The sequence below is a fragment of the Lactobacillus sp. N54.MGS-719 genome (assembly GCF_000980505.1).
GTDB classification, from domain to species: domain Bacteria; phylum Bacillota; class Bacilli; order Lactobacillales; family Lactobacillaceae; genus Lactobacillus; species Lactobacillus amylovorus.
In genome coordinates, this window is sequence record NZ_LARO01000019.1 from 1 (window position 1) to 20,487 (window position 20,487).

23 protein-coding genes and 4 pseudogenes are annotated in these 20,487 nt (G+C 36.2%); 4 read left to right on the forward strand and 23 right to left on the reverse strand.

Features of this window, described 5'->3' with window-relative positions:
* Window positions 1-211: 211 nt before the first annotated feature.
* The 5 genes from WS44_RS09920 to WS44_RS04820 all read right to left on the reverse strand — a co-directional run bounded on the left by WS44_RS09920 (window position 212) and on the right by WS44_RS04820 (window position 3,879).
* Window positions 212-382 (reverse strand): hypothetical protein, encoded by a 171-nt coding sequence (locus WS44_RS09920; RefSeq protein WP_288145688.1) that lies wholly within the window; start codon window positions 380-382, stop codon window positions 212-214.
* Window positions 379-1,926 carry a multicopper oxidase domain-containing protein gene (locus WS44_RS04810; RefSeq protein ID WP_046433419.1) on the reverse strand — a complete coding sequence of 516 codons (1,548 nt, stop codon included), beginning with the start codon at window positions 1,924-1,926 and terminating at the stop codon, window positions 379-381. Before WS44_RS04810 ends, WS44_RS09920 begins: the two co-directional genes overlap by 4 nt.
* Before the next feature lie 318 nt (window positions 1,927-2,244).
* Entirely contained in the window at window positions 2,245-2,460 is a 216-nt protein-coding gene (locus WS44_RS09925; protein WP_288145689.1) for a hypothetical protein, read from the reverse strand.
* A gap of 409 nt (window positions 2,461-2,869) precedes the next feature.
* Window positions 2,870-3,418 (reverse strand): Abi family protein, encoded by a 549-nt coding sequence (locus tag WS44_RS04815; protein ID WP_013641927.1) that lies wholly within the window; start codon window positions 3,416-3,418, stop codon window positions 2,870-2,872.
* A gap of 71 nt (window positions 3,419-3,489) precedes the next feature.
* Window positions 3,490-3,879: an Abi family protein gene (locus WS44_RS04820; protein WP_288145690.1), complete on the reverse strand. Its 390-nt coding sequence runs from the start codon at window positions 3,877-3,879 to the stop codon at window positions 3,490-3,492.
* A gap of 53 nt (window positions 3,880-3,932) precedes the next feature.
* On the opposite strand from WS44_RS04820, the gene WS44_RS04825 reads away from it, so the two are divergent.
* The gene (locus WS44_RS04825; RefSeq protein WP_046433423.1) at window positions 3,933-4,268 is read left to right on the forward strand and encodes an FAD-dependent oxidoreductase; all 336 of its coding nucleotides are present in this window, start codon (window positions 3,933-3,935) and stop codon (window positions 4,266-4,268) included.
* Between the two features lie 208 nt (window positions 4,269-4,476).
* On the opposite strand, the gene WS44_RS04835 is transcribed toward WS44_RS04825, so the two are convergent.
* From WS44_RS04835 to WS44_RS04845, 3 genes are all read right to left on the reverse strand, one after another.
* Window positions 4,477-5,334, reverse strand: coding sequence for an aldo/keto reductase (locus WS44_RS04835; RefSeq protein ID WP_013437956.1), 858 nt, complete (start codon window positions 5,332-5,334; stop codon window positions 4,477-4,479).
* A 3-nt stretch (window positions 5,335-5,337) separates the two neighbouring features.
* Window positions 5,338-5,805 carry a DNA starvation/stationary phase protection protein gene (locus WS44_RS04840; protein WP_013437955.1) on the reverse strand — a complete coding sequence of 156 codons (468 nt, stop codon included), beginning with the start codon at window positions 5,803-5,805 and terminating at the stop codon, window positions 5,338-5,340.
* A 107-nt stretch (window positions 5,806-5,912) separates the two neighbouring features.
* Window positions 5,913-6,533 (reverse strand): TMEM175 family protein, encoded by a 621-nt coding sequence (locus WS44_RS04845; protein ID WP_288145696.1) that lies wholly within the window; start codon window positions 6,531-6,533, stop codon window positions 5,913-5,915.
* Window positions 6,534-6,545: 12 nt separating this feature from the next.
* Between WS44_RS04845 and ribH the strand changes: the two are divergent.
* Window positions 6,546-7,026: pseudogene (gene ribH / locus WS44_RS04850) on the forward strand (6,7-dimethyl-8-ribityllumazine synthase).
* 53 nt (window positions 7,027-7,079) lie between these two features.
* Here ribH and WS44_RS04855 read toward each other — a convergent pair.
* The 12 genes and pseudogenes from WS44_RS04855 to WS44_RS04915 all read right to left on the reverse strand — a co-directional run bounded on the left by WS44_RS04855 (window position 7,080) and on the right by WS44_RS04915 (window position 18,089).
* Window positions 7,080-7,707 (reverse strand): annotated as a pseudogene (locus WS44_RS04855) (NAD(P)H-binding protein).
* 257 nt (window positions 7,708-7,964) lie between these two features.
* The gene (locus WS44_RS04860; protein WP_013437952.1) at window positions 7,965-8,696 is read right to left on the reverse strand and encodes an NAD(P)H-binding protein; all 732 of its coding nucleotides are present in this window, start codon (window positions 8,694-8,696) and stop codon (window positions 7,965-7,967) included.
* 146 nt (window positions 8,697-8,842) lie between these two features.
* Window positions 8,843-9,784 (reverse strand): Ppx/GppA family phosphatase, encoded by a 942-nt coding sequence (locus WS44_RS04865; protein ID WP_046433425.1) that lies wholly within the window; start codon window positions 9,782-9,784, stop codon window positions 8,843-8,845.
* On the reverse strand, window positions 9,781-11,184 hold the full coding sequence (locus WS44_RS04870; RefSeq protein ID WP_014565847.1) for a DUF2252 domain-containing protein: 1,404 nt from the start codon (window positions 11,182-11,184) through the stop codon (window positions 9,781-9,783). Before WS44_RS04870 ends, WS44_RS04865 begins: the two co-directional genes overlap by 4 nt.
* Window positions 11,177-13,369, reverse strand: coding sequence for an RNA degradosome polyphosphate kinase (locus WS44_RS04875; protein ID WP_013641916.1), 2,193 nt, complete (start codon window positions 13,367-13,369; stop codon window positions 11,177-11,179). Before WS44_RS04875 ends, WS44_RS04870 begins: the two co-directional genes overlap by 8 nt.
* On the reverse strand, window positions 13,366-14,886 hold the full coding sequence (locus WS44_RS04880) for an exopolyphosphatase (RefSeq protein WP_013641915.1): 1,521 nt from the start codon (window positions 14,884-14,886) through the stop codon (window positions 13,366-13,368). Before WS44_RS04880 ends, WS44_RS04875 begins: the two co-directional genes overlap by 4 nt.
* A gap of 255 nt (window positions 14,887-15,141) precedes the next feature.
* Window positions 15,142-15,390: a replication initiator protein A gene (locus tag WS44_RS04885; protein ID WP_046433428.1), complete on the reverse strand. Its 249-nt coding sequence runs from the start codon at window positions 15,388-15,390 to the stop codon at window positions 15,142-15,144.
* Between the two features lie 111 nt (window positions 15,391-15,501).
* Window positions 15,502-15,741 (reverse strand): hypothetical protein, encoded by a 240-nt coding sequence (locus WS44_RS04890; protein WP_013437946.1) that lies wholly within the window; start codon window positions 15,739-15,741, stop codon window positions 15,502-15,504.
* A 552-nt stretch (window positions 15,742-16,293) separates the two neighbouring features.
* Window positions 16,294-16,827 (reverse strand): hypoxanthine phosphoribosyltransferase, encoded by a 534-nt coding sequence (hpt, locus tag WS44_RS04900; RefSeq protein ID WP_046433430.1) that lies wholly within the window; start codon window positions 16,825-16,827, stop codon window positions 16,294-16,296.
* A 187-nt stretch (window positions 16,828-17,014) separates the two neighbouring features.
* A pseudogene (locus WS44_RS04905) lies at window positions 17,015-17,251 on the reverse strand (aldo/keto reductase); the annotation flags it as partial.
* Between the two features lie 81 nt (window positions 17,252-17,332).
* A complete protein-coding gene (locus WS44_RS04910; RefSeq protein ID WP_046433433.1) occupies window positions 17,333-17,755 on the reverse strand; it encodes an N-acetyltransferase in 423 nt (140 codons plus the stop codon).
* 2 nt (window positions 17,756-17,757) lie between these two features.
* Window positions 17,758-18,089: pseudogene (locus WS44_RS04915) on the reverse strand (putative quinol monooxygenase).
* A gap of 307 nt (window positions 18,090-18,396) precedes the next feature.
* Between WS44_RS04915 and WS44_RS09930 the strand changes: the two are divergent.
* Complete coding sequence (locus WS44_RS09930; protein ID WP_288145691.1) at window positions 18,397-18,657, forward strand: hypothetical protein; 261 nt, start codon at window positions 18,397-18,399, stop codon at window positions 18,655-18,657.
* 107 nt (window positions 18,658-18,764) lie between these two features.
* On the opposite strand, the gene WS44_RS04920 is transcribed toward WS44_RS09930, so the two are convergent.
* From WS44_RS04920 to WS44_RS04925, 3 genes are all read right to left on the reverse strand, one after another.
* Entirely contained in the window at window positions 18,765-18,950 is a 186-nt protein-coding gene (locus WS44_RS04920; RefSeq protein WP_046433435.1) for a hypothetical protein, read from the reverse strand.
* A 124-nt stretch (window positions 18,951-19,074) separates the two neighbouring features.
* Window positions 19,075-19,221, reverse strand: a complete 147-nt coding sequence (locus WS44_RS09935) for a hypothetical protein (RefSeq protein ID WP_288145692.1) — start codon at window positions 19,219-19,221, stop codon at window positions 19,075-19,077.
* 132 nt (window positions 19,222-19,353) lie between these two features.
* Window positions 19,354-19,617 (reverse strand): hypothetical protein, encoded by a 264-nt coding sequence (locus WS44_RS04925; RefSeq protein WP_046433438.1) that lies wholly within the window; start codon window positions 19,615-19,617, stop codon window positions 19,354-19,356.
* 76 nt (window positions 19,618-19,693) lie between these two features.
* On the opposite strand from WS44_RS04925, the gene WS44_RS04930 reads away from it, so the two are divergent.
* Window positions 19,694-20,473, forward strand: a complete 780-nt coding sequence (locus WS44_RS04930; protein ID WP_013437859.1) for a hypothetical protein — start codon at window positions 19,694-19,696, stop codon at window positions 20,471-20,473.
* Window positions 20,474-20,487 lie beyond the last annotated feature (14 nt).

A 20,487-nucleotide genomic window follows, 5' to 3' on the forward strand; every position in this document is an offset into this window, starting at 1 on the left:
TCAGGTTCAGGACACCTTAGAATCCTACTTTGATTAAATAAATAATTAAAAAATCAATTTACGAGAAAGATCTATTTACACAAAAGATTTGACAGTTTCCAAAGTGAAGAAATAAGCTATATTATTTCTTTACCATTGCTATATAGAAAAAGACATAATTCTTACATTTTTAAGAATTATGCCTTTTCTATTATTTTAACTATCAACCTTTTTATTTCTTAGATTTAGCAAGTGAACTAACTAACGACAAGAGAGCTGATAATAGCATCCCTCCAGCCATCAAATACATCCCCATCATCATATTGCCTGTGAAAGTTAAATATGCCATCGCGGCATATAAAATCACGAAAAACAATTTTACCCAAATATTATCATTCATCATTTTTGACTAGCCCCCGTTGTTGCATCATCCATACCACAGCCTTCGGTATCCATACCTGGCATCCAAACATCCTCTGGATTAATGCCTTTTTCTTCCGCGAAGGCTTTAGTCAAAGTTTCCATATCCATTAAGTGGTATTTCTTAGGATGATCTGAATCAAAGATTTCAATTTGCGCCATCATGCCGGCATCTTCATGTTCAATGATGTGGCAGTGATACATGAACACACCAAGAAGTGGAAATTCGACTCTTAAACGAACCGTTTCACCAGGACGAACTGGAATAGTGTCCTTATAACCATATTCATTTGGAAATGGTTCATGTCCATTTCTTGAAACAACTGTGAAGTGGGTGCCATGAATGTGGAATGGGTGAATCATACCATGTTCCTTAGTATTAGTGTTAGTTACATCCCAGTATTCAGCTTGCCCTACCTTTTGCTTCATATCGATTCTTTGCATTGAGAATTGCTTGTTATTCATCATGTTGTGTTCATCCATGGTAACTTTGCGAACAGGCAAATCTGGATCGACTTCTGGTAATTTGGGTTCAAACAAAGTGTTAGGAATGACAGAATCGTCTTTTTCAAAATGATGAATTCTAAATTCAATGAGTTTAAAGTCATCAGTATAAAGATTTACGACATCACCTTCATGATAGCCTGAGAAGTCAACCACCACTTGAAGTCTTTCACCAGGCGTAACCATGATCTTAGTCATTTTAACTGGATGTGGCAAGAAGGAATCATCCCCAGCAATTTGCGTCATTACAATATCATCGTCAAAGTGCAAACGCCATTCACGTCTATTTGATCCACCTAAGAATAATAATCTTACCTTTTGGGTAGTGACATTAATATAAGGACGAATCGTACCATTGATCAATGGAGTTTCACCCAAGATGCCCATTGCATCATAATCAGCACGATAATCTAGTTGGTTATCTTTGTGGTAAGTACGATCTTGCAGAATTACTGGGAACTCATCAACACCATAGTTCTTTGGAATTGGCAACTTTGCTTCTTGGTCATCTGTAACAACCACTCCCATTGCTAAGCCCATCCAAACTTGAGCGGCAGTTGATGGACATGGATGAGCGTGAAGCCAAGTTAAAGCTGCTGGTTGGTTAACAGTGAATTCAATCTCTTTTTCTTCACCTGGATATACTGGTGCGTGGCAACCACCATCTGTGATTGGACCTGGGACTTCCATGCCGTGCCAGTGATAAGTAGTAAGTTCTGGCAAACTGTTCTTTAGTTTAACGTGAACATGTTGCCCTCTCTTTAAAACCATTGTTTTACCAAGAATAGGTGCATTGTAACCCCAGGTCTTAGTTGCTTTACCTGGCAGCAATTGAACCTTACTTTCAATTGATTCAATCGTGTACCAAACATCGTTGCCTGATACTTTATCTGGCTTCAATACAGGTGGCACTGCTAAAGGCTTAGCTTCAACACCATCAGGGATGCTGAGCTTTTTGTAGTGAAAATGATTTTTGTCAAAGTCTTCTTCATCAAGGAAGTAATCTGTATAAATTTTAGTCATTTTGTTTTCCTCTCGTTCTTCTTCATTTCTGATCAGCACTAAATTAGCACTATTTTCGGGTGCAATCAACGGCTTAAAATACTGTTATTAAAGCATTTATACCGCTTTCACATTTATGAAGAATTGACGTTATTTTTATCTTCAAGTGCAAATAAACGCTGTCGAGAAAAACTTTTAAAAAGATAAGAAAAACATGTTTTATATTAGCAAACGAAAATTATTTAATTATTTTTTTGAGAGATCATTTTTTGGCTTGCTGGTTATTAATTTTTGCAAAGAAAAAGTCAGAACAGTTTTTGAATGCTCTGACTTTCTTTTTTATATAAATAAACTAACAATCCCACTAATTAAAACAAGTGCTGCGATCCAATAAGCTTGCATTGCTTGGAAGTGGGGCTCGTCTTCTTTTTTAAGGCTATTACTAATTTTACGTCCACGGACAAACACCAAAATTGAAATAATGATCAAGCAAATACCAATAATCACATAAGCGGTGTGACTGAAATGTGTGATTGTCGTTGTGCCTAAAATCATACTCAAGCCAAAGATAATAAATAAAATGCTAAAAGCTATACAGAGTAAATAATCAAAGAGTCATTAATAACTTTTTTACGTTTTGAATTATATCAAGCAAAATGAAGGATTGAACGAACTTCGCTCAAACCAAGCACTATTAGAATAATTCCGAAAACAATCGACTGCCACATATAAATCCCTGCCTTCTAAAACTATTACTTATATTTAACTCAATTATAAGTCTTTTTATAAAAGTTATTAAATTTAAGAGGTTATTGCTTGAATTAAAAAAAACGCAAAAGTATCTAACTTTTACGGTTTACTTCATCAATTGACGTTTTTTAGTGCAATTCTTGTAGGCTTAATATTTATGCTTTTTTATAAAAAATAATTAAAACAGTTGCAAAAACAACTGATAATTGATGCATTAACCTCGTGCATTCCAATCGATGCAGCCATTTTCATAGGCATCGTCTTTTAGTAAATCCGACAATTTTAATTGATCTAAAGATGGCAAATAATTCTTTTCTTTAAGATATTCTTCCAAATACTTATTGATAATATCTTTAAAATTGCTCTTCATACGTCTTGCCGGTTCTTGATTTTTTAAACGTAAAAGTGATTTGTACACTGTATTGTATAAAAATTCATCATCACTATTCTTTATTATCAGCAGTGAATAATTGTGTGCGGCACGATTCCTGAAATATCGCATGGACTCGATGACCTTTTCAAAATCAGCAAGTGACAAGTCATTCTTAAAAACTCGCTTTAAAATTATTGCTTGCTGTTTATGGTGCAACAAAAAGAAAAAGTTGCAAGCAACGCCAAATGACATTTCTTTTATTAGAACCCATGTGGTAATTTCACTACTGTACAAGTAATTATATCCATCGAACGGTTCAAGATAATTTTCTTTAATTCGACGAATTCTACTTCTTAATTCACCACGTCTGATTACTCTTCCCGTCTGCATAACATGTTTTTCTTTTAAAAGATCCTCGAGTTTTAATCTAGACTCTTGATAAAAATTGAACTTTTTAGCTTTTAGTGCGCTACGTACAACTCTATTACATCGATTAGTGTAGCTTTAAATGTTTGTTCAAATAGTTGCAAGTCAATTAATGCTTCATTTTTTAATCTCTGATCTAGTTGATAAAAAGCATATATTTCTTCAAAAGTTGTATTTGGTCTAACCTTCTCGCTATCGTTTTCAATAAAATGGTCAAGATACTGATAAATAATTTCACGGTAGCCATAAGTTTGGACTTTATCGATAAAATATTCTTCATCATTAATCGTTACTCCAGACTCACGGCAAAAATCCATACGCCATCTAGCTATATCTTCAAAATCATTGTTTGATTTAGTCATTACTTTCATCTCCTCTTGCAAAGAACGAGTTTTTATATTATTTACCATACCTTCTTTATACAACTGATTCTATCTATAATATAAGCGCAAACAATAAAGCTGTGGAGGTTTTAATTATGAGTTTAAAGAACAATTATGATGTTATTATCATCGGCGGCGGTGCTAGTGGACTTGTCGCTGCTTATGAAGCTGCACACAACAGCCAATCAGTTTTAGTAGTTGAAAAAGGTCATAATTTAGGTGGTAGCGGTAATTACATCGAAGGTGCTTTTGCCGTTGATTCATTCATGCAAAAGAAACATGCTGACTATCATTTAACTAAAGAAGCAGCTTTAAACGAAGAATTAAACTATTCTCACTATAAGGCTGATACCAATACTTGGAAGCAATACATTGATGGTTCAGCAGATATTATTATTAAATGGTTGAAAGATTTATATGAATATACTTAATAATGCGGTGTCTAACAACTGGATTCTTTGTTCTGCGGAGGACTGGCAAACCGCGCATCCCTTACTTAAATCAAAAAGTTTCAACTGGAATTGCAACGCCCAATTTGGCATTATCTATAACGATAAAAGCAATGCAGCTACTAAAAATTTAATCAAGACACTAAAAAAGAATTAATCCGTCATTTGGATTAATTCTTTTCTTTATCTATTAGAAGTTAACTTTATCTGGATCATTAGCCAAACCAGCTACACCATGTAATCCATCAAGCTTAACCATATCTTCAGGACTAATTTCAAAATCAAATACTTCTGCATTTGCCTTGATGTATTCTGGGTGAACTGACTTAGGAAGTGGTAAGAAACCATGTTGTAATGACCAACGAATCAAAACTTGTGCTGGAGACTTGCCATAATTTGCGGCAACTCCTTTAACTACATCGTTACCTAACAAACCACCTGTACCAAGTGGACTGTAGGCTTCGTTAAGCATATCGTATTTCTTATTTTCAGCAACAACCTCAGGTTGTAAGTCACTTGGGTTTAAGAAAATTTGGTTAACGACAGGCTTGATTTCAGCATTTTCCATCAATGCATCAAGGTGACGCTTTCTAAAGTTAGAAACACCAATGGCACGAATCTTACCAGCTTTGACAGCTTCTTCCATAGCTCTCCAACTTTCTGAATTTAATTCAGCCCAGTTGTCGCGCATGTTAGCTGGATTTGGCCAGTGAATCAAATACATGTCAAGGTAGTCAAGCTTTAAGTCAAGCAAACTTTGATCAATTGCTTTCTTAGTCTTGTCATAGCCGTGATCAGCATTCCATAGCTTAGTAGTGATAAACAATTCATGACGATTAATGCCACTCCTTTGAATTGCTTCACCAACACTATCTTCATTGCCATAGGCCTTGGCAGTATCAATGTGACGATAGCCAGCATTTAAAGCTGCCAAAACTGATTCCTTAGCAACTTCACCATCTGGCGTTTGCCAAGTACCAAAGCCAATGATCGGTATCTTAACACCATTGTTTAACGTATAAGTGTCTTGTAAAGAATTAAATTTCATTAGTTACTTATCGATTTCAGGAGCTTCATTAATCTCAGCTTGCATCATCCAGATTCTCTTTTCGATATCCGTATGACAGCTAGTCAAAATATCGTTGCTACCGTAGTCCCCTTCTTCATCACTAGCTTTAATTCCTTCTTCATAAAGCTTATCTAAATAGCGATAGCCAGCAATAATGGTCTTGAATCTATCTTTAGTCGAAATGCCCCATTCCCCAGGCTTGTCTTCTAGTTTAGTATGTTTCAATACTTCAGATAAACTTGAATAAGGTGACCCATCAATGGTAATTAATCTTTCCGAAATTAAATCTCTTTGTTCATCAAGCTCGTCCATAACATCGTCGAGGTATGGGTGAAGTTTCAAAAAGTTTGGACCTCTCATGTACCAATGCTGTTGACGAGTAATCATGATAAGTTGAGTTAAATCAGCAACTGCTTGATTTAAAATTTCTTTTGTTTTGGTATATTTCATATAAAGCCTCCTTTAAACCGCTTTCTTTAATTGTAGCATCTTTTTCTTACAAGTACTAATAATTCGACCCAAAACAAAAAGACACTTCTTAAAAAGTGTCTTGAATATTAATCTTTATTGGTTAATCTAATTCGATTAGGGAAAATAAATGAAATCACTGGAATAATCAGATACAAAATCATTGCTACTCTTGGAATATAAAGAGACATGATTATCAAAATAATATTAATAACTAGATCAAATACGCTTCGTATTACAAATGATTTATTCATAACAATTCGCATTATTTGTGAATCCTTCACCGTCTCTTTTGCCCCAAAATATTGAGTCAGAATTTCAACTACTTTTGCAATTAAAAAGACAACACCAAAGTTCACTACTGCAAAAGTCGATGTTTCAGCCATGATCCATTTGGTCATTACCGGAAAAAGAGATAGATCCGCTAACAGCAGAAAGTCCATAATCGCCACTGTTTTTGTCGGTCTAAAAATATAATATGAGAACGACAAATGCAGGTCATACCAAAAGTCGGCAACTATAAAGAAAGTGATTAAAAATACCGCTATATCACTTAAGAATCCTTGATAATGAACCTCGTTGATAGCTGGTTGTATTTCCAACACAATGATCGTAATGATGATGGCTATTACCCCATCATTGAAAGCTTGCAAATGTTCCCTCAAATTTGTAGGCTCTTCTTTTTGTGCAGCTTTAAATTGCTCTTGCATATCAGCTAATTTTTGCTTTTCTTCATCAGAAAATTTATCCAAGGTAATTTTAAAAATAATGATGTAAAGATTGTTATTGTAGCCTCAAAGTTTAATGAGATTGTTACCCATCATTTAGTTGACGGTGCATTGGCTACCCTTAAGCAATTTGGAGTAAACGAAAAGAATATTGATGTTTATTGGGTGTCTGGTGCTTTTGAAATCGGCTTTACCGCTAAAAAGATTATGCTTAGTGATAAATATTGATGGCATCATGACTTTAGGTGCTGTGATCAGGGGTGAAACTGATCACTACAGTATGATTATTCAAAATGTTACAAGTGCAATTATGCAAATTAATTTGGAAACCAAGATACCTGTCACATTTGGAATTTTAACAACTGATGATATTGAACAAGCTTGGCAAAGAGCTGGCTTAAAGGGTGGTAATGAAGGTAGTTCTACTGCTCAAACTTTATTAGAAATGATCTCTTTGAATAAAATGATGAACTAAAAAATTATTGTACAAAAAAAGCATCCCAAATTTAGGGATGCTTTTTAGTTACTTTACTTAACACTGGCTAAAGCTTCATCAATTGGTATATCGCCAGACTTCATCATGATAACCTTACCAATAGTATTATCATGCTTGAGGATTTCAGCCAATGTCTTTGTACATCAGGAATTGGGTTAGAAGTTACTCCAGTTACATCTAGACTTATCTTACCTGTACCCTTTTCCTCAGTTAAGTTAGTTGGTTGCAAAATAGTATATTTAAGATCACTTTGGTTTACTAAGAAGTTATCTGCAAAGTACTTGGCAATGGTATAATCTAATATTTGATCCAAGCCATCGATATGCCACTTGTCAGGTTCCAAAGTAAAGATTGAACTAAGATATATCTTTCAATACCAAGCTTCTTTGCTGCTTGCATGGTCTTTACAGCACCATATGCATCTGTTTGAAGCAGATCTTTACCACGTGAACCAGCGGTGAAGTAAACAGCATCTCTGCCTTTCATTAATTTAGCTAAATCATCAACGCTTGAATGAAGATCCATGTGAACAGCCTTAACATTATCTAACTTAATAATATGATCTTCATGACGTGCGCCAGCTACGACAGTATTACTATCCGCAACTAAGTCTTTAATTAATTCTGTTGCAACACGACTTGAACCACCTGCTACAAAAATTTACATAATCTTTCCCCCCTTAGATTCATAGAATATATTAATCAAATTTCAATTCAAATATAGCTTATTTTTAGTAAGTCAGCAAGAATGAGTACTTTTGAACGGTTACTTTTTTAGTTTTTGTAAGTTTGTTTAGGTATGTTAATGAGTGAGGCAGAGATAGTTTATTTTTTATAAAATATTTAGTAACAACCTGCTTTAAAAACTTTTTATATTAAAAAAACTCGACTTTTTGTCGAGATCTTAAATTTATCTGCTTATTTTACTTCCAAGTAATTTTCCGCATTTCTTAAATCGTCAATTGATAACTGACCAGGAGCTGATGTCTTTCCCATTGCACCAAGTTCTGGCATGGTGTAAGAACGCCTTTGAGTTAGCAAGTACGTTCTTCTGCTATTTAAAACATCTTTATTAAGTGCCATGGTAGCCATTGCTTCAGCTGAGTCTTCCAAGGTAATAAAACTCATGGCTTGCTTACCTACTGGGTAGATCAAACCTTTTCTCTCGATTAATTCTGGCAAGTATGGCACTAATGGATCAGCATACAAACTGTTTTTAGCAATTGCATAATTAAGATCAGTACCTGCAAGTCGTCTTGGCAAATAACCGTAGAATGGTGACATCACAAATGGGTTATCTTCTTGATCTGCAATAAAGCTCATCGCCACAAGATTCTTAATACCATTGGTCTTCATCGCAGCCAAGACATTTTCTAGCTCGCCCACTCGATCAAAGACAGAGTAGGTTTTACTTGCGACATAAACAAAGGTATCAATCCCTGCAAAAGCCTTTTCTAGACTGGCACGGTTTTGAAAATCGATTTCTCTAATTTCAAGCCCTTCATTAATCAAAGCAGGGTATTTAGCATTTTTATCTATATCTTTTGCGTAGTAAATGTCGGCTGCAATAGCGATTCCGTATCTGTTATTGTAGCGAACGTGTTCACGAGTTAATTTATCACCTAATTTGGTAATGTATCCGTATGGCATATTATTTGGTCCTTTCTTTCGATTGATTAACTATAATTTGCCATCAAGATTTATACATTACCAATATCTATTGTAAATGAAAATCTATAGTTTTTCCTTATGCTTTCTATCCAAAAAATCCAAGACAACTGTCTTGGATTGATAAATTATTCTTTTCTATTTTTACGCAAGTATTCAAACAAAATACCCTCACGCAAACCGCAGTTAGAAAAGATCACTTCACTAACCTGCAAGTTACGCAATACTAAGCTAATCGGGATCAAACCACCGACGATCACGTCTGCTCGGTGCTTGGCTAAACCAGGAATCTTCATCCGTTCATCTTTATTCATGGTGATCAATTTACTAATCAAGTTAAAGATATAGTGTGGTGGCAAGTGCATCCCATGAATGTCAGGCAACTCATCAACTTCATCAGTAACCTCTCGTCGGTGAATCTTCGCGATTGTCCGGTTACTACCGCCAAGTGCAATTAATGGCAAATTATGCACTTGTCCTAGCCAGCGCACCGTTGAAATTTTCTGCCCTGCCGCATTCATTGCGCTATACAAATCACTAGCTGAAATGGTATCAGCTAAGTTATAGTTTTGCGACAAAACGACTGAACCGATTGGAATACTTACCCGTTCTTTGCAGGCACCATTTTGAACCCAAATCAGCTCCGTTGAAGCACCACCACAATCCATGATAATGCCGTTTCTGACTGGCAAGGTATTAACTACGCCAACGTAGTCCAAGTATGCTTCGGTACTACCTGAGATCACCTGCAAGTCCAGTCCAACTTCATCTTTTACTCGTTTTAAGAATTCCGCTTGGTTCTTTGCTCCGCGAACTGCAGCCGTTGCTACCGCTTTGACGACCACATTATCATATTGCGTATATCTGGTTTTAAAGTCTTTCAAAGCTTGAATCGTTCTGTTCATTGGTTCTTCTTTAAGCGTCATTTCTTTGCCCATATTTTCAGACAAACGGACATACTCTCTAAAGTAACCCATGACTGTATAGCCACCATAATCGTCTATTTGTGAAATCTGCATTCTGACCGAGTTGGAACCCAAGTCAATTACTACTAAATTAGTATTAGTCATTTTCTCTTCCTCCTCAGTCTACTATCATATTCACCGCGCAGATACTTCGTAAAAGCTTCGTAATCTTGTTCTACTTGCTTACTATAAGCGACAGCCCAATCAGCCATACACTTATCAAATTGCTTACTTTCTTGCAAGTAGCCATAAATCATTGCTGCCGTTGGACTTTGACAATGAGCTCGGGCCAAGATGAAGGCACAAAGCGTCGCATAAGCTTCAAAGCTTTCTTCATCCAGCTTAGTGGTATCAATTGAGTCCTTCATATCTCTGAATTGACGCACATAATAGCTGCGGCCTCCTGCTTCAGTATAACCCAAGAATGGATCATAGAAGGTTTGCAAGATGCTTTGACCGGTGATTACACGGCGCCCTTCTTCATAACCTTGCTGTTTAGCTTCTGCCACAGACAAATTAGACAAATCATACTTAGATGGCATTGCTTCTTTGATTTGCAAAACCAAGTGACTACCGTCTCTACCTGTCAGTAAAACCAGATAGCAGCGTGTACCAAAGCTACCAACACCTACGCTGTAACGAATAATGTCAGTCAGTTCAAAACTGCTCAACAGCACCTTTACATCAGGTGAAAGCTTCTTTTGATACTCTTCCATCGCACTAACTAATTCCTGATAAGTTTGATCAGAAATCCGTCTAGCACGTGGTGGATTTTCTTTAAAGACCAGCTTGCCATTTTCTTCAGTCGTAAACTTTTTAACTACCTTATCCGAATTATTCTTTGGTGCCTTATCCGCAATTTTCTTCAAAATCTTGACTAATTGCTTATCATCACTGGTTGTATTAAAGAAATCATTGATGCTGTATGAGGCGTAAAAACGGTCGAGCAGCTTTTGACCAGCCGCATCATTAATTCCGTCTTCATAAGCCTTGGCAGTATTCTTCAATATCTTATAAAGATTATCTGGATTATAGCCGTTGATCTTACCGATTAATTGAGCACTGACCATCAGACGCTTCAAATCGCTCTCCCAATTGCCAACTCTGGTTTCATCAAAGTCATTAAGTCCGAAAAGCAACTGTCTTTCAGGTGAAGCGAAAAAGCCGAAGTTGTTTAAGTGGGCATCTCCACAAATCATCACCCAGATTTTGCTTTGCGTGCTGTGCAACAAGTCATATTCCATGACACCAGCAGTACCACGCAAGAAGCTAAAGGCATTAGCAATCATGCGCTGATGACGCAAAGGCAATAGCTCAGGAATCATTGTATCTTCCTGTGTCTTGATCATCTCAACGGCATCCCGTTCAACCTGTTTAAAAGCACCTAGTTCACTAACTGGCACCTTTTTAGCCTGCTTCTTGCCGGCCTCAATCAATTCATCTTTGCTAGCTTTTAATCGCAGCTTATCAATATTGAATCTTTTGCGTAAAAAATCCTTACTCATCCGTATCCTTCTTTTCCTCAAGGGTTAAATCATTGTCTTCTTTACGCATTACTTCAAAGACATCAGGATCTCTATCTTCATCTTCTTTTTGCTTTAATTCGCGTTCTTTTTCTTGGGCTTGATGAATAAAGTACTCTTGAGAGTTAAGAGCCTTCTTACCACGACGATCAACCATTGAATATACATCATTATGAAGTACACGTGTCTTAACGTTGTCATTCCACATAATATCGTAGATATGAAGTACACGTTCCTTCAAATCTGGCTGCAAGATTGGGAATAAGGTTTCAACTCTTCTGTTCAAGTTACGCTTCATCATGTCCGCACTTGAAAGGTAGACATCTTGATTACCATTATTATAGAAGTAATAGATTCGACTGTGTTCGAGTAATCTTCCGACAATCGAATGTACTTCAATATTATCACTAATTCCAGGAATATCGGTTCTTAAGCAACAAATTCCGCGCACAATTAAGTGAATTTTTACGCCAGCGTGAGAAGCTTCGTAAAGTTTACCAATAATTTCAGGATCAGAGAGTGAATTCATCTTCATGTGAATTTCGGCTTTACGGCCAGTTTTGGCGATTTCGATTTCATTATCAATCTTTTGATTAATGAACTCACGGATATGCTTTGGTGAAATTCTTAATTGTCTGAAGTATGGTGGACGAGAATAACCAGATAGCATGTTAAATAAGTTAGTGGCATCGACACCAAGGTCGCGGCGTGAAGTGAATAAGCCCATATCAGTGTAGAAGTGAGCAGTTACGTCGTTGTAGTTACCGGTACCCAAGTGAATGTATCTGCGAATACCATCTTCATCACGGCGAATGACCAAAGTAATCTTGGTGTGCGTCTTAAGTCCTTTCAAACCATAGATAACGTGACAGCCCATTTGTTCCAAAGTCTTAGCCCAGTGGACGTTATTCTCTTCATCAAAACGAGCTTTGACTTCGACCAAAACAGTTACTTGTTTGCCAGCTTGTGCAGCTTGACCCAAGTATTTAATGATTGGTGAATTACCTGAAACACGATAAAGGGTCATCTTAATGGCTAAGACCTTGTCATCATGGGCAGCCTTACAAATAAAGTTTAAAACTGTGTCAAATGAATCATATGGGTGTTGAACCAAGTAATCTCTTTGTCTAATATTGGCAAAAATATCGCTTGAAAGAGCTAAATCTGGATCAACATAACCCTTGATTGGCGCATAACGCATTTTTTCATGACCCTTAACTGCACCAGCAAGTTTCTTAAGGAAGGTTAAATCAATTGGACCAGAAATCTCATAGATTTCATTCTTCTTAACCTTTAATTTATCAAACAAGCGCGAACGCAACTTTTCACCCATTGATTTTTCAATTTCAAGGCGAACAGCTTTACCATGTTCACGGTCTTTCAATTGCTTTTGTACACTCCGCAAAAAGTCTGAAGTATCACGTTCAGCCACGTCCAAGTCCATGTCACGAGTAACTCGGAAAATAGCGGCTTCCTTTACTTCGTAGCCGTCGAAAAAGCTGCTAACGAATTCTTTGATGATGTCTTCAAGCAAAACAAAACTATTGTCAGCCTTAGGCAATTTAACCAGACGCTTAAAGTTATTAGGAACTCTAAGGGTGGCGTAATAATGTTTACCATCTTCCTTGTCCTTCAAGCAAACAGCGATGTTCAATGAATCATTGGCAATAAATGGGAATGGACGGTTGGTGTCATCGGCCATTGGTGTAATGATTGGATATAGTTCATCACTGAAGTAACGTCTAACGAACTCATATTGCTGAGCGTTCAGATCTTTGACTTCTTTAATGAAAATATTCTTCTTTTCAAGCAATGGTAAAAGTGAACGCCAATAAGTTGAGTATCTTTTTTCTACTGCTCTGTGTTCTTTTTGGTTGATGGCATCAAGCTGCTTTTCAGGAGTCTGGCCTGAAGAGTCAGTTGTCTTAATGCCTGCCGCAATCAACTTGTGCAAAGAAGCAACACGAACCATGAAGAATTCGTCCACATTACTTTGCGTGATGCCCAAGAAATTGATTCTTTCAAGCAATGGATTATCTTTATTGCGGGCCTCTTCCAACACTCGGTCGTTAAAGTCCATCCAGCTTAATTCACGGTTTTTAAAATATTCCGGTTTTAAAAACAGTTTTGTTTCTTCTTTTTCGTTTCCTAAAAATGTACTACTCATTGTCTATTCATACCCTCTTGTTTTAAAACAACCTTAATGCCAAATACGTCCTCGAATAACTTAACGCGTTTGTTAAATGACCAACGTTCCAGCGTAATATCTGCGTTAGTTTTCGCTCTAATCACTAATTCATTGTTTTTCTTCAGTGAAATAACGATTTTCTTGATCTTTTGTTTGTGGGATGCATCTAATGCTGTCGCAATCCGCAAAATGGCAGAAAGCTTGGCCACTGTTAATTGAACATCTGGATTCAGGTGACGGTAGTGGTGTCCACCAATGTTTGGCGCAGAACCATCTCCATCATCGATAGTCTGATAACGACAAATCTCACTGACGATTTCATTTTCACGATCTGACATGCCAATCAGTTCATTAGCTTCGATAAAATCGGCTGATTGCTCATAGCGGCGAGCTTGATTAACAAAGCTGCCGATATCATCAACGGTTGCTGCCCAACCTAACAATTCTCTAGCTGATTTAGGCAAAAGGTGCACTTTACGTAAACGATCAAAAATGTGCAAAGCAAACTTGCGTACTGCGTTAGCATGGTGTAAATCAACCAAATAGCGTCGAGCCATATTTTGAGCTGAAGTCATCATGATATCAGTATCTTTGCCTCTCTTCTCTAGCATCAAAAGGCCGGTGACAACAGACATGTCTGTAATGTAAATCGTGCCAATATTTAAGAGAGAAAGGAATTGCTTGATTGAAATGGCATTAGGAATAACGTGTTCAGCTACAGCTGGTTCCAAGTCATAGTTTTGCATGATATCGTTAAGCGACATTTGGATCAGTTGATCATAGAAGTATTGAAATTCTTCGTGCGTAATTTGGTTAGCTGAGTTTTCTTTCTTCAAATAAGTATTATTCAAGGCATCAGCGTGTTGGATAATTACAGCGGCACGCGAATTATCCTTGATCTGACGAGCCAAGTGACCGATCTTCGCACCTAAGTAATCATTGATAACATAGATCGGATCATTAGGCGTTTCATTAGTGATTTCATTGATCTCTTGGATCTCTCGTGGACCTAAGGCCAGGCTCCAGCTTGATTCGAACTTATTGTTTTTAAACAAAGAAAGGTTGATCATTGCAGAACCAAGACTAAGCAAATAAGTGGCGTGGTCCTTGCCATCGTCATTTACTTCTGCTTGACTCTTCATCCCGCTTAAGACCTTGGCGTAGACGATTTGACCACCATTAAGCCATTCGATCTTCCAACCAGTTCTAACCTTGATCTGATCTGCAATAAAACTGGCAGACATTTCATCAATTAATTGTTCATTGCCGTAAAACTTGAAATCCTTAATCTGATATTCTGCTAACTTCTCTTTAAAGCCTTCAATTGCATCACAGATTTTGTCCATATCTTGTTCAAAAACCTGGCTTTTACTATCAGCTTGTAAAAACGAAGGCGAATCTAGTTGTTCAATGACAGTTAGATCCTTTAGATCTACTATGTTAAGTTGAATCTTATAGGAAGACATATAAATTAAACCAAATAAAGTTTTCTTCATTTATTATTTTCACCTATTAATGCAATTACTTTAATATTATACTTTTACTCTATCTTAATTATATATTAACTTTTGATTATGATCTAAATTTTACGGCCTAATTTTGAAAAAATTTAATAACAAAAAAGGCACAATTTTATGTGCCTTTTTCACCCTAATGACTATACGAATTGCTTACATGTAAGGGATACAAATGGTTGGAATGTCTCTCCATTGATAGCAAGTCAAATTCAACTAGTTCGTTTTTCAATTTATCTACTGTACAAGATTTGCAGTGCATTCTTTCATCAAATCTTCATCTGAATAAATGATGTACATGTTGCCATCGTCATCTATCCAACCCTTATTTTGTGACTCTGTCATCCGTAGAGTAAAAATCATGTAAAGATAACGAGCATTGACACTCATATCCCTATATTTTGGGTTATGGAAGAATGCCTTTGGCAAACCATTTTGTTGTTCAGGATAATCTTGGCCCTTTTTAAATCTTAGTTGTGTTTTCATTATATCTACCTCTATTATGTTTGTTTTATTTGTTTATTAGAAAATTATTAAGCCAAGCGAATAAAAAAAGCCCAGAGCTGATATGGCTCTGGGTCTTAATTGTATTCTTAATTAACGGTAGTCCTTGAGGAAGTCGACTAACTTTTGGTAGTCGGCATCGTGCTCAGAGTCATAAGCATCAACTAAATCAACAACCTTGTTGTCTTTGGTGATGATGCGGTATTCACGCAAATCTTTCTTTTCATTTGCGATTACAGTAATTTCACCTTTACCTGGTGTTGAGTACAAATCAGGATTTAGAGCTTCATTCAATTTGTCTGATAATTGTTGGTTAAATGCAATTGTGTTCATTCGCTTTTATCTCTTTTCTTATAAATAAACTCTAACACAATCATTATAACATTTTTACCTAATATGTTAGGCTTCTTATTTTAAATTAATTTTCCTTATCTAGTCTGCAAATGCACATCATATCTGGTGTTTGAGGTGCAACATCAATCGGTGTGATTGCCTTAGTTTCATAACCATTTTGCTTAAAGAGCTTAAGATCACATACCAAAGTGTCTGAAATGAGAGATAGATAAACTCTCTTGGCTGCATCTTTACACTAGCTTCAATAAAGCCTTTTAACAAGCCTTTCTTAGGGGCGGTTGCAATAATGACGCTAGTACTTTCATTGTTTTTAGCTAAACGATTCATTACTTGATCAGCATTACCGATTAGGTTTCCTTTTTATAAAATAAGATATCGATTAGCAGTGACAAGTGAAAATCAAATACTATACGTTTTTTCTGTAACTTTAAATAAGCAAAATATTATCAATTGTATTTATGAATATTAAAAAAGACATAACCTATTTAAATGAGATAAGCTATGTCTTTTTTTACATTATCTATATTAAATCTAAGCGTAAACTCTTTGCTTAAGAATACCAACATATGGCAAGTTGCGGTAAAGACCGTTGTAGTCCAAGCCGTAACCTACTAAGAATTCATTAGGAGCCTTGAAGCCATAATCATCTGGGTAGAAGTCAACTACACGCGTCTCAGGTTTATCTAACATAGAAATAACTTCAACACTCTTGGCACCGCGTTCCTTCATCAAGTCGCTAAGTGCCTTTAAAGTTCTACCTGTGTCAATGATATCTTCCATGAAGATTACTGGGCGGTTCTTAACGTCTGACTTCACGTCTTGGGTAATCTTAACCTTACCAGTAGAGCTGGTACCTTCATAACTGGAGGCCTTCATTGGATCAATTGTTAATTCGAAAGTTAATCTTTTGATCATATCGCTGGCAAAGATCATTGCGCCATTCAAAACTGGAATGACAATTGGTTCTTGCCCTTCATATTTCTTGTTAAGGCGAGCTGCCATTTCATCCATGCGCTTGTTAAGTTGATCTTGATCAAATAATACTTTTTCGATGTCGTTATTCATGTTGATTATTTCCCTCTCAAATTAGTTAACGGTAAGATTTTAACATATATTTTTTGAATTTTACAGTATTTTGCTAAAATTGCTGGCTAATTTATTAATTAATCATAATTTTTATATATTATTGTTCGTGTTTTAGTGAAAGCAAATAAAAAACTATTAAGATTTTACACTTAATAGTTTCTTTACTCTATTTCCTATCTGAAACCACTGTGCCCTCAGGTGGATTTTGATTAATTGCACCGATAATTGGATGTGGCACATACAATTCATCAAAATAGTTTACTTCATCTAGTGTGAGCTCTACGTCCATCGAATTCACAGCTGATTCAAGGTGTTTGATCTTCGCTGAACCAACAATTGGAGCAGTGATACCCTTAGCCCATTCCCAAGCTAAAGCAATTTCTGACATCTCAACACCATGCTTTTCCTGACTTTCATTACTTTAAGATTAATACCGCTAGTCCATTATGAAAAAATACTTATTATAAATTCCTAGGCATAACTTTTATGCATCCCACTCCATTAAACAGTCGGCTGCACCAGCCTCTTGATCAATCTCTTTTTTCACTAACTTAAAACCACGGTTTTGATAAAAACTAATAGCCGCCTCATTCTTTTCATACACCGACAGCTGCAATTTATCATGCTTTAGCTTCAAAAAGTCAATCAGCCTTCCGCCAATACCGCGGCCCCGATGATCTCTTTTAACAAAGATACCGGCAATATAGTCGCCTTGCATCCCTACAAAACCAGCTATCTCGCCCTCTTCTTCATCTACATACAGCTGAGCATTCGGCAACTCTTTTTTCACCAATTCATAGTTATCATGCCAATAACTTGGATCAATAAAATCGTGTGCATCAAGGTTGCCCTTAAGCCAAATCTGCATCAACGCATCTAAATCGCTCTTTTGATATTTTCTAATCATCTTTATTTCCGAATAAACTTTTGATCACTTGCAGGCACGCCGCTGTCATCTGAGATATAGCGTTCAACGCGCATATGCAAGTCATACTTTTCACGCAAGTCAGCCAATTCCTTCATCATAGGTGAAGCATGGTGAGCCTCAAGCGCCTTTTGATCACGCCAACTATCGATTAATAAAACCGTCTCAGGATCGTCCATTGGGATAAAGTAATCATATTTTCATTGCCTTCTTCGGCACGAATACGACCTGCAATACCCTTGTCTTCCATTTCTTGTGCGAACTTTCTGGCATCACCATTTTTGCCATTGTAATAAAGATTTACAGTCAAACTCATAATTTGTCTCTCCTTTGTAAAATCGCTTTCATTAGTTATTTTACTATAATCTTGCTTATTCTTAACTTGTATTCATCGAAAGTTATCGCTAAAATCAAAGCCTAAAAACATAGATCAACATAGTTCAAAAGATAGATATTTTATTCATAAAAATCATCGTGAATCATAAATAATCATAAGTACTTTTCCGTAAAATTTACGTAAATTCCGTATAAAAACAGAAATGGGAAGAACTAACAAAGTTCTCCCCTTTTTTTGTATAGTCGTCTAACCAGTTGTGTCTATTATATCACGTTTAGAATGCTTCATGTTCTTACTTTTCGTAACTGTAGCTACCAAAGCTGTGAGCCATGCTGTCAGTCTTACCGTTCTCAAATTCATCACGAAGATCATCTTCTGCTTCTTCAAGATCATCATCGTATGCTACGCTTTGGTCTTCATAGTTAAAACACCAAGTACCATCTTCGTCTTTGACAAGTTTGCCAGCAACTTCTTAGTCATCACCGTTTACAACTCTAACTTCATAATTTTCTTCATCTTTTACGAATTCAAGTTTCATCATTTTTAATACCTCTTATTTCTTTCTATTTCTCTTTACAACTATATATTATCATATATATAAAAAGTAAAGGGTAAATGCAAATATTTTTTTGTTTTTTTGCAATAAAAAAAGAGCTATCTGCCCTCTAGTTTCTTCATTCGCTGCAAAATAAAACGCTCATATTCTTTTAAATCTTCTTTGGTAGCGTAGTTCAAGATAAAATTCTTGCCCGCTGATTTATAGGTATTCCTGTTCATTGAGCTTTTATGTTTTGCCGCATACTTTTTTTGCGCTTTTTTTAGTGATTCGCTTCTTGCCATAAATACACCTCCATGTTAATATTAAAAAGCGAGGGCGATTATGTTTACCCGCCCTCACTTATTTCTTTTTACATGGCTCACTGCTTAGCAGTGGGCTTTTTTGTTGCTTAAAAAGGATAAACTTCTAAAGTATCAAAATCAATATTTCCTTTTTTAATATCTTCTGTAACTTCTTCAATTTCATTTTTATTAAAATCTGCTTTTCAACTTCTTTGCCCTCTTCGACATCACCATAATTTTCTTCATAATATTCATTGCTCATTTTTAACATAATTGTTTACCTCTTTCTTCTTATTTCTTTCTACACTTATATATTATCATATATATCTAAAATGTAAAGCGAAAACGTAAAACTTTTTAAAATATTTTTTAGCAAAATAAAAAGGCTTTTCAGCCTTTCTTATTAAGCGTAACTTGTTTCAAGTTCTGCTTGACCATTATATATAGTCATCAAACCTCTTGATTCGCCCATTTCAACATAATTTTTCTTGAGCTTTCTAATAACTTTCTTACTATAAATGCTCTTGCAATAATCATCACTTAAAAAGTCATCTTTGACAGGTTTTACATAAGCTTCCATAGCGGCAGGAGCTGAAACCATTTTCTTTGAAATAGGGCGAACCCAGAAACTCTTTGCAGTTGTTCTTACAACTTGGAAGAAATCCACATTGGTTTGTTCCCAGCCCCAACTACAAACTAAAATTTAAGTAGAAAGTAAGCGTTATTATTTAGAGGTGAGAAAAATGTTAAACAAAAGAAAATTCCTCATCAAACTGTGTGCAGCGTTACCAGCTGCCCTGCTTTTAACGACTACTCCAGTTTTAGCTGATGAAAATGATCAAACTAATCAACCACAAACATCTGAAACAAATAAACAAAATGTAACCTACCAATCATTATATTGGCGTTGCATAAATCAATATACTGGTCAAACCTTACAAGTCATGTATGCCGATACGGTAAAAGTGGTTAACGGTGTCCCTGAGCGGCAATTCTTTAACATGGGGCAATTACCAGAGAGAATTGGTGACTTTGAGATAGCTGGCAATCCTCCTTATGGTGGACGTGCCCTTGAAGTTGATCCTAACAATCCAAGTGGTGTCACCTACATCGATTGTGCCTACTATTTGCCAAATAAGAAGGATAGTAGTAGCACAACCACTACCCATAATCAACAACATTCACAGAATGTAACAAAGGATAATCACAACAGCCATCCAGCAATCAAGAAAACAGACAAATGGCGTCACCAACACAAGATGCCAAATTCTGCTACTTCTAATTTAAACAAAAAGCAAAATGCTAGTCCAAGTAAGGCAGCTACCAGCAGTAAGCCTAATAAGAAAAAGGCAACAAGTAAGAAGAACAAACCTGCTACTGCCAAAAATCATGCTAATGTACAAGCTGAACGTAACAGCAACATCTTAAAATTCGTAGTTACTCCATTGGTGATTATAGTAATTGTCGCAATCTATATTCCACGCAAGTTCTGGCACAGAAATCTCGGTAAACACGCTGAATAACAAGAAGTTCGAGT

Excerpts from the sequence above, each read along its gene's own strand:
- WS44_RS09920 (WP_288145688.1), bottom strand. The coding sequence starts at position 382 with ATGATGAATGATAATATTTGGGTAAAATTGTTTTTCGTGATTTTATAT.
- WS44_RS04810 (WP_046433419.1), bottom strand. The coding sequence starts at position 1,926 with ATGACTAAAATTTATACAGATTACTTCCTTGATGAAGAAGACTTTGAC.
- WS44_RS09925 (WP_288145689.1), bottom strand. The coding sequence starts at position 2,460 with ATGATTTTAGGCACAACGACAATCACACATTTCAGTCACACCGCTTAT.
- WS44_RS04815 (WP_013641927.1), bottom strand. The coding sequence starts at position 3,418 with ATGCAGACGGGAAGAGTAATCAGACGTGGTGAATTAAGAAGTAGAATT.
- WS44_RS04825 (WP_046433423.1), top strand. The coding sequence starts at position 3,933 with ATGAGTTTAAAGAACAATTATGATGTTATTATCATCGGCGGCGGTGCT.
- WS44_RS04835 (WP_013437956.1), bottom strand. The coding sequence starts at position 5,334 with ATGAAATTTAATTCTTTACAAGACACTTATACGTTAAACAATGGTGTT.
- WS44_RS04840 (WP_013437955.1), bottom strand. The coding sequence starts at position 5,805 with ATGAAATATACCAAAACAAAAGAAATTTTAAATCAAGCAGTTGCTGAT.
- WS44_RS04845 (WP_288145696.1), bottom strand. The coding sequence starts at position 6,533 with ATGCAAGAGCAATTTAAAGCTGCACAAAAAGAAGAGCCTACAAATTTG.
- WS44_RS04860 (WP_013437952.1), bottom strand. The coding sequence starts at position 8,696 with ATGCCATACGGATACATTACCAAATTAGGTGATAAATTAACTCGTGAA.
- WS44_RS04865 (WP_046433425.1), bottom strand. The coding sequence starts at position 9,784 with ATGACTAATACTAATTTAGTAGTAATTGACTTGGGTTCCAACTCGGTC.
- WS44_RS04870 (WP_014565847.1), bottom strand. The coding sequence starts at position 11,184 with ATGAGTAAGGATTTTTTACGCAAAAGATTCAATATTGATAAGCTGCGA.
- WS44_RS04875 (WP_013641916.1), bottom strand. The coding sequence starts at position 13,369 with ATGAGTAGTACATTTTTAGGAAACGAAAAAGAAGAAACAAAACTGTTT.
- WS44_RS04880 (WP_013641915.1), bottom strand. The coding sequence starts at position 14,886 with ATGAAGAAAACTTTATTTGGTTTAATTTATATGTCTTCCTATAAGATT.
- WS44_RS04885 (WP_046433428.1), bottom strand. The coding sequence starts at position 15,390 with ATGAAAACACAACTAAGATTTAAAAAGGGCCAAGATTATCCTGAACAA.
- WS44_RS04890 (WP_013437946.1), bottom strand. The coding sequence starts at position 15,741 with ATGAACACAATTGCATTTAACCAACAATTATCAGACAAATTGAATGAA.
- hpt (WP_046433430.1), bottom strand. The coding sequence starts at position 16,827 with ATGAATAACGACATCGAAAAAGTATTATTTGATCAAGATCAACTTAAC.
- WS44_RS04910 (WP_046433433.1), bottom strand. The coding sequence starts at position 17,755 with ATGATTAGAAAATATCAAAAGAGCGATTTAGATGCGTTGATGCAGATT.
- WS44_RS09930 (WP_288145691.1), top strand. The coding sequence starts at position 18,397 with ATGTTCTTACTTTTCGTAACTGTAGCTACCAAAGCTGTGAGCCATGCT.
- WS44_RS04920 (WP_046433435.1), bottom strand. The coding sequence starts at position 18,950 with ATGGCAAGAAGCGAATCACTAAAAAAAGCGCAAAAAAAGTATGCGGCA.
- WS44_RS09935 (WP_288145692.1), bottom strand. The coding sequence starts at position 19,221 with ATGTTAAAAATGAGCAATGAATATTATGAAGAAAATTATGGTGATGTC.
- WS44_RS04930 (WP_013437859.1), top strand. The coding sequence starts at position 19,694 with ATGTTAAACAAAAGAAAATTCCTCATCAAACTGTGTGCAGCGTTACCA.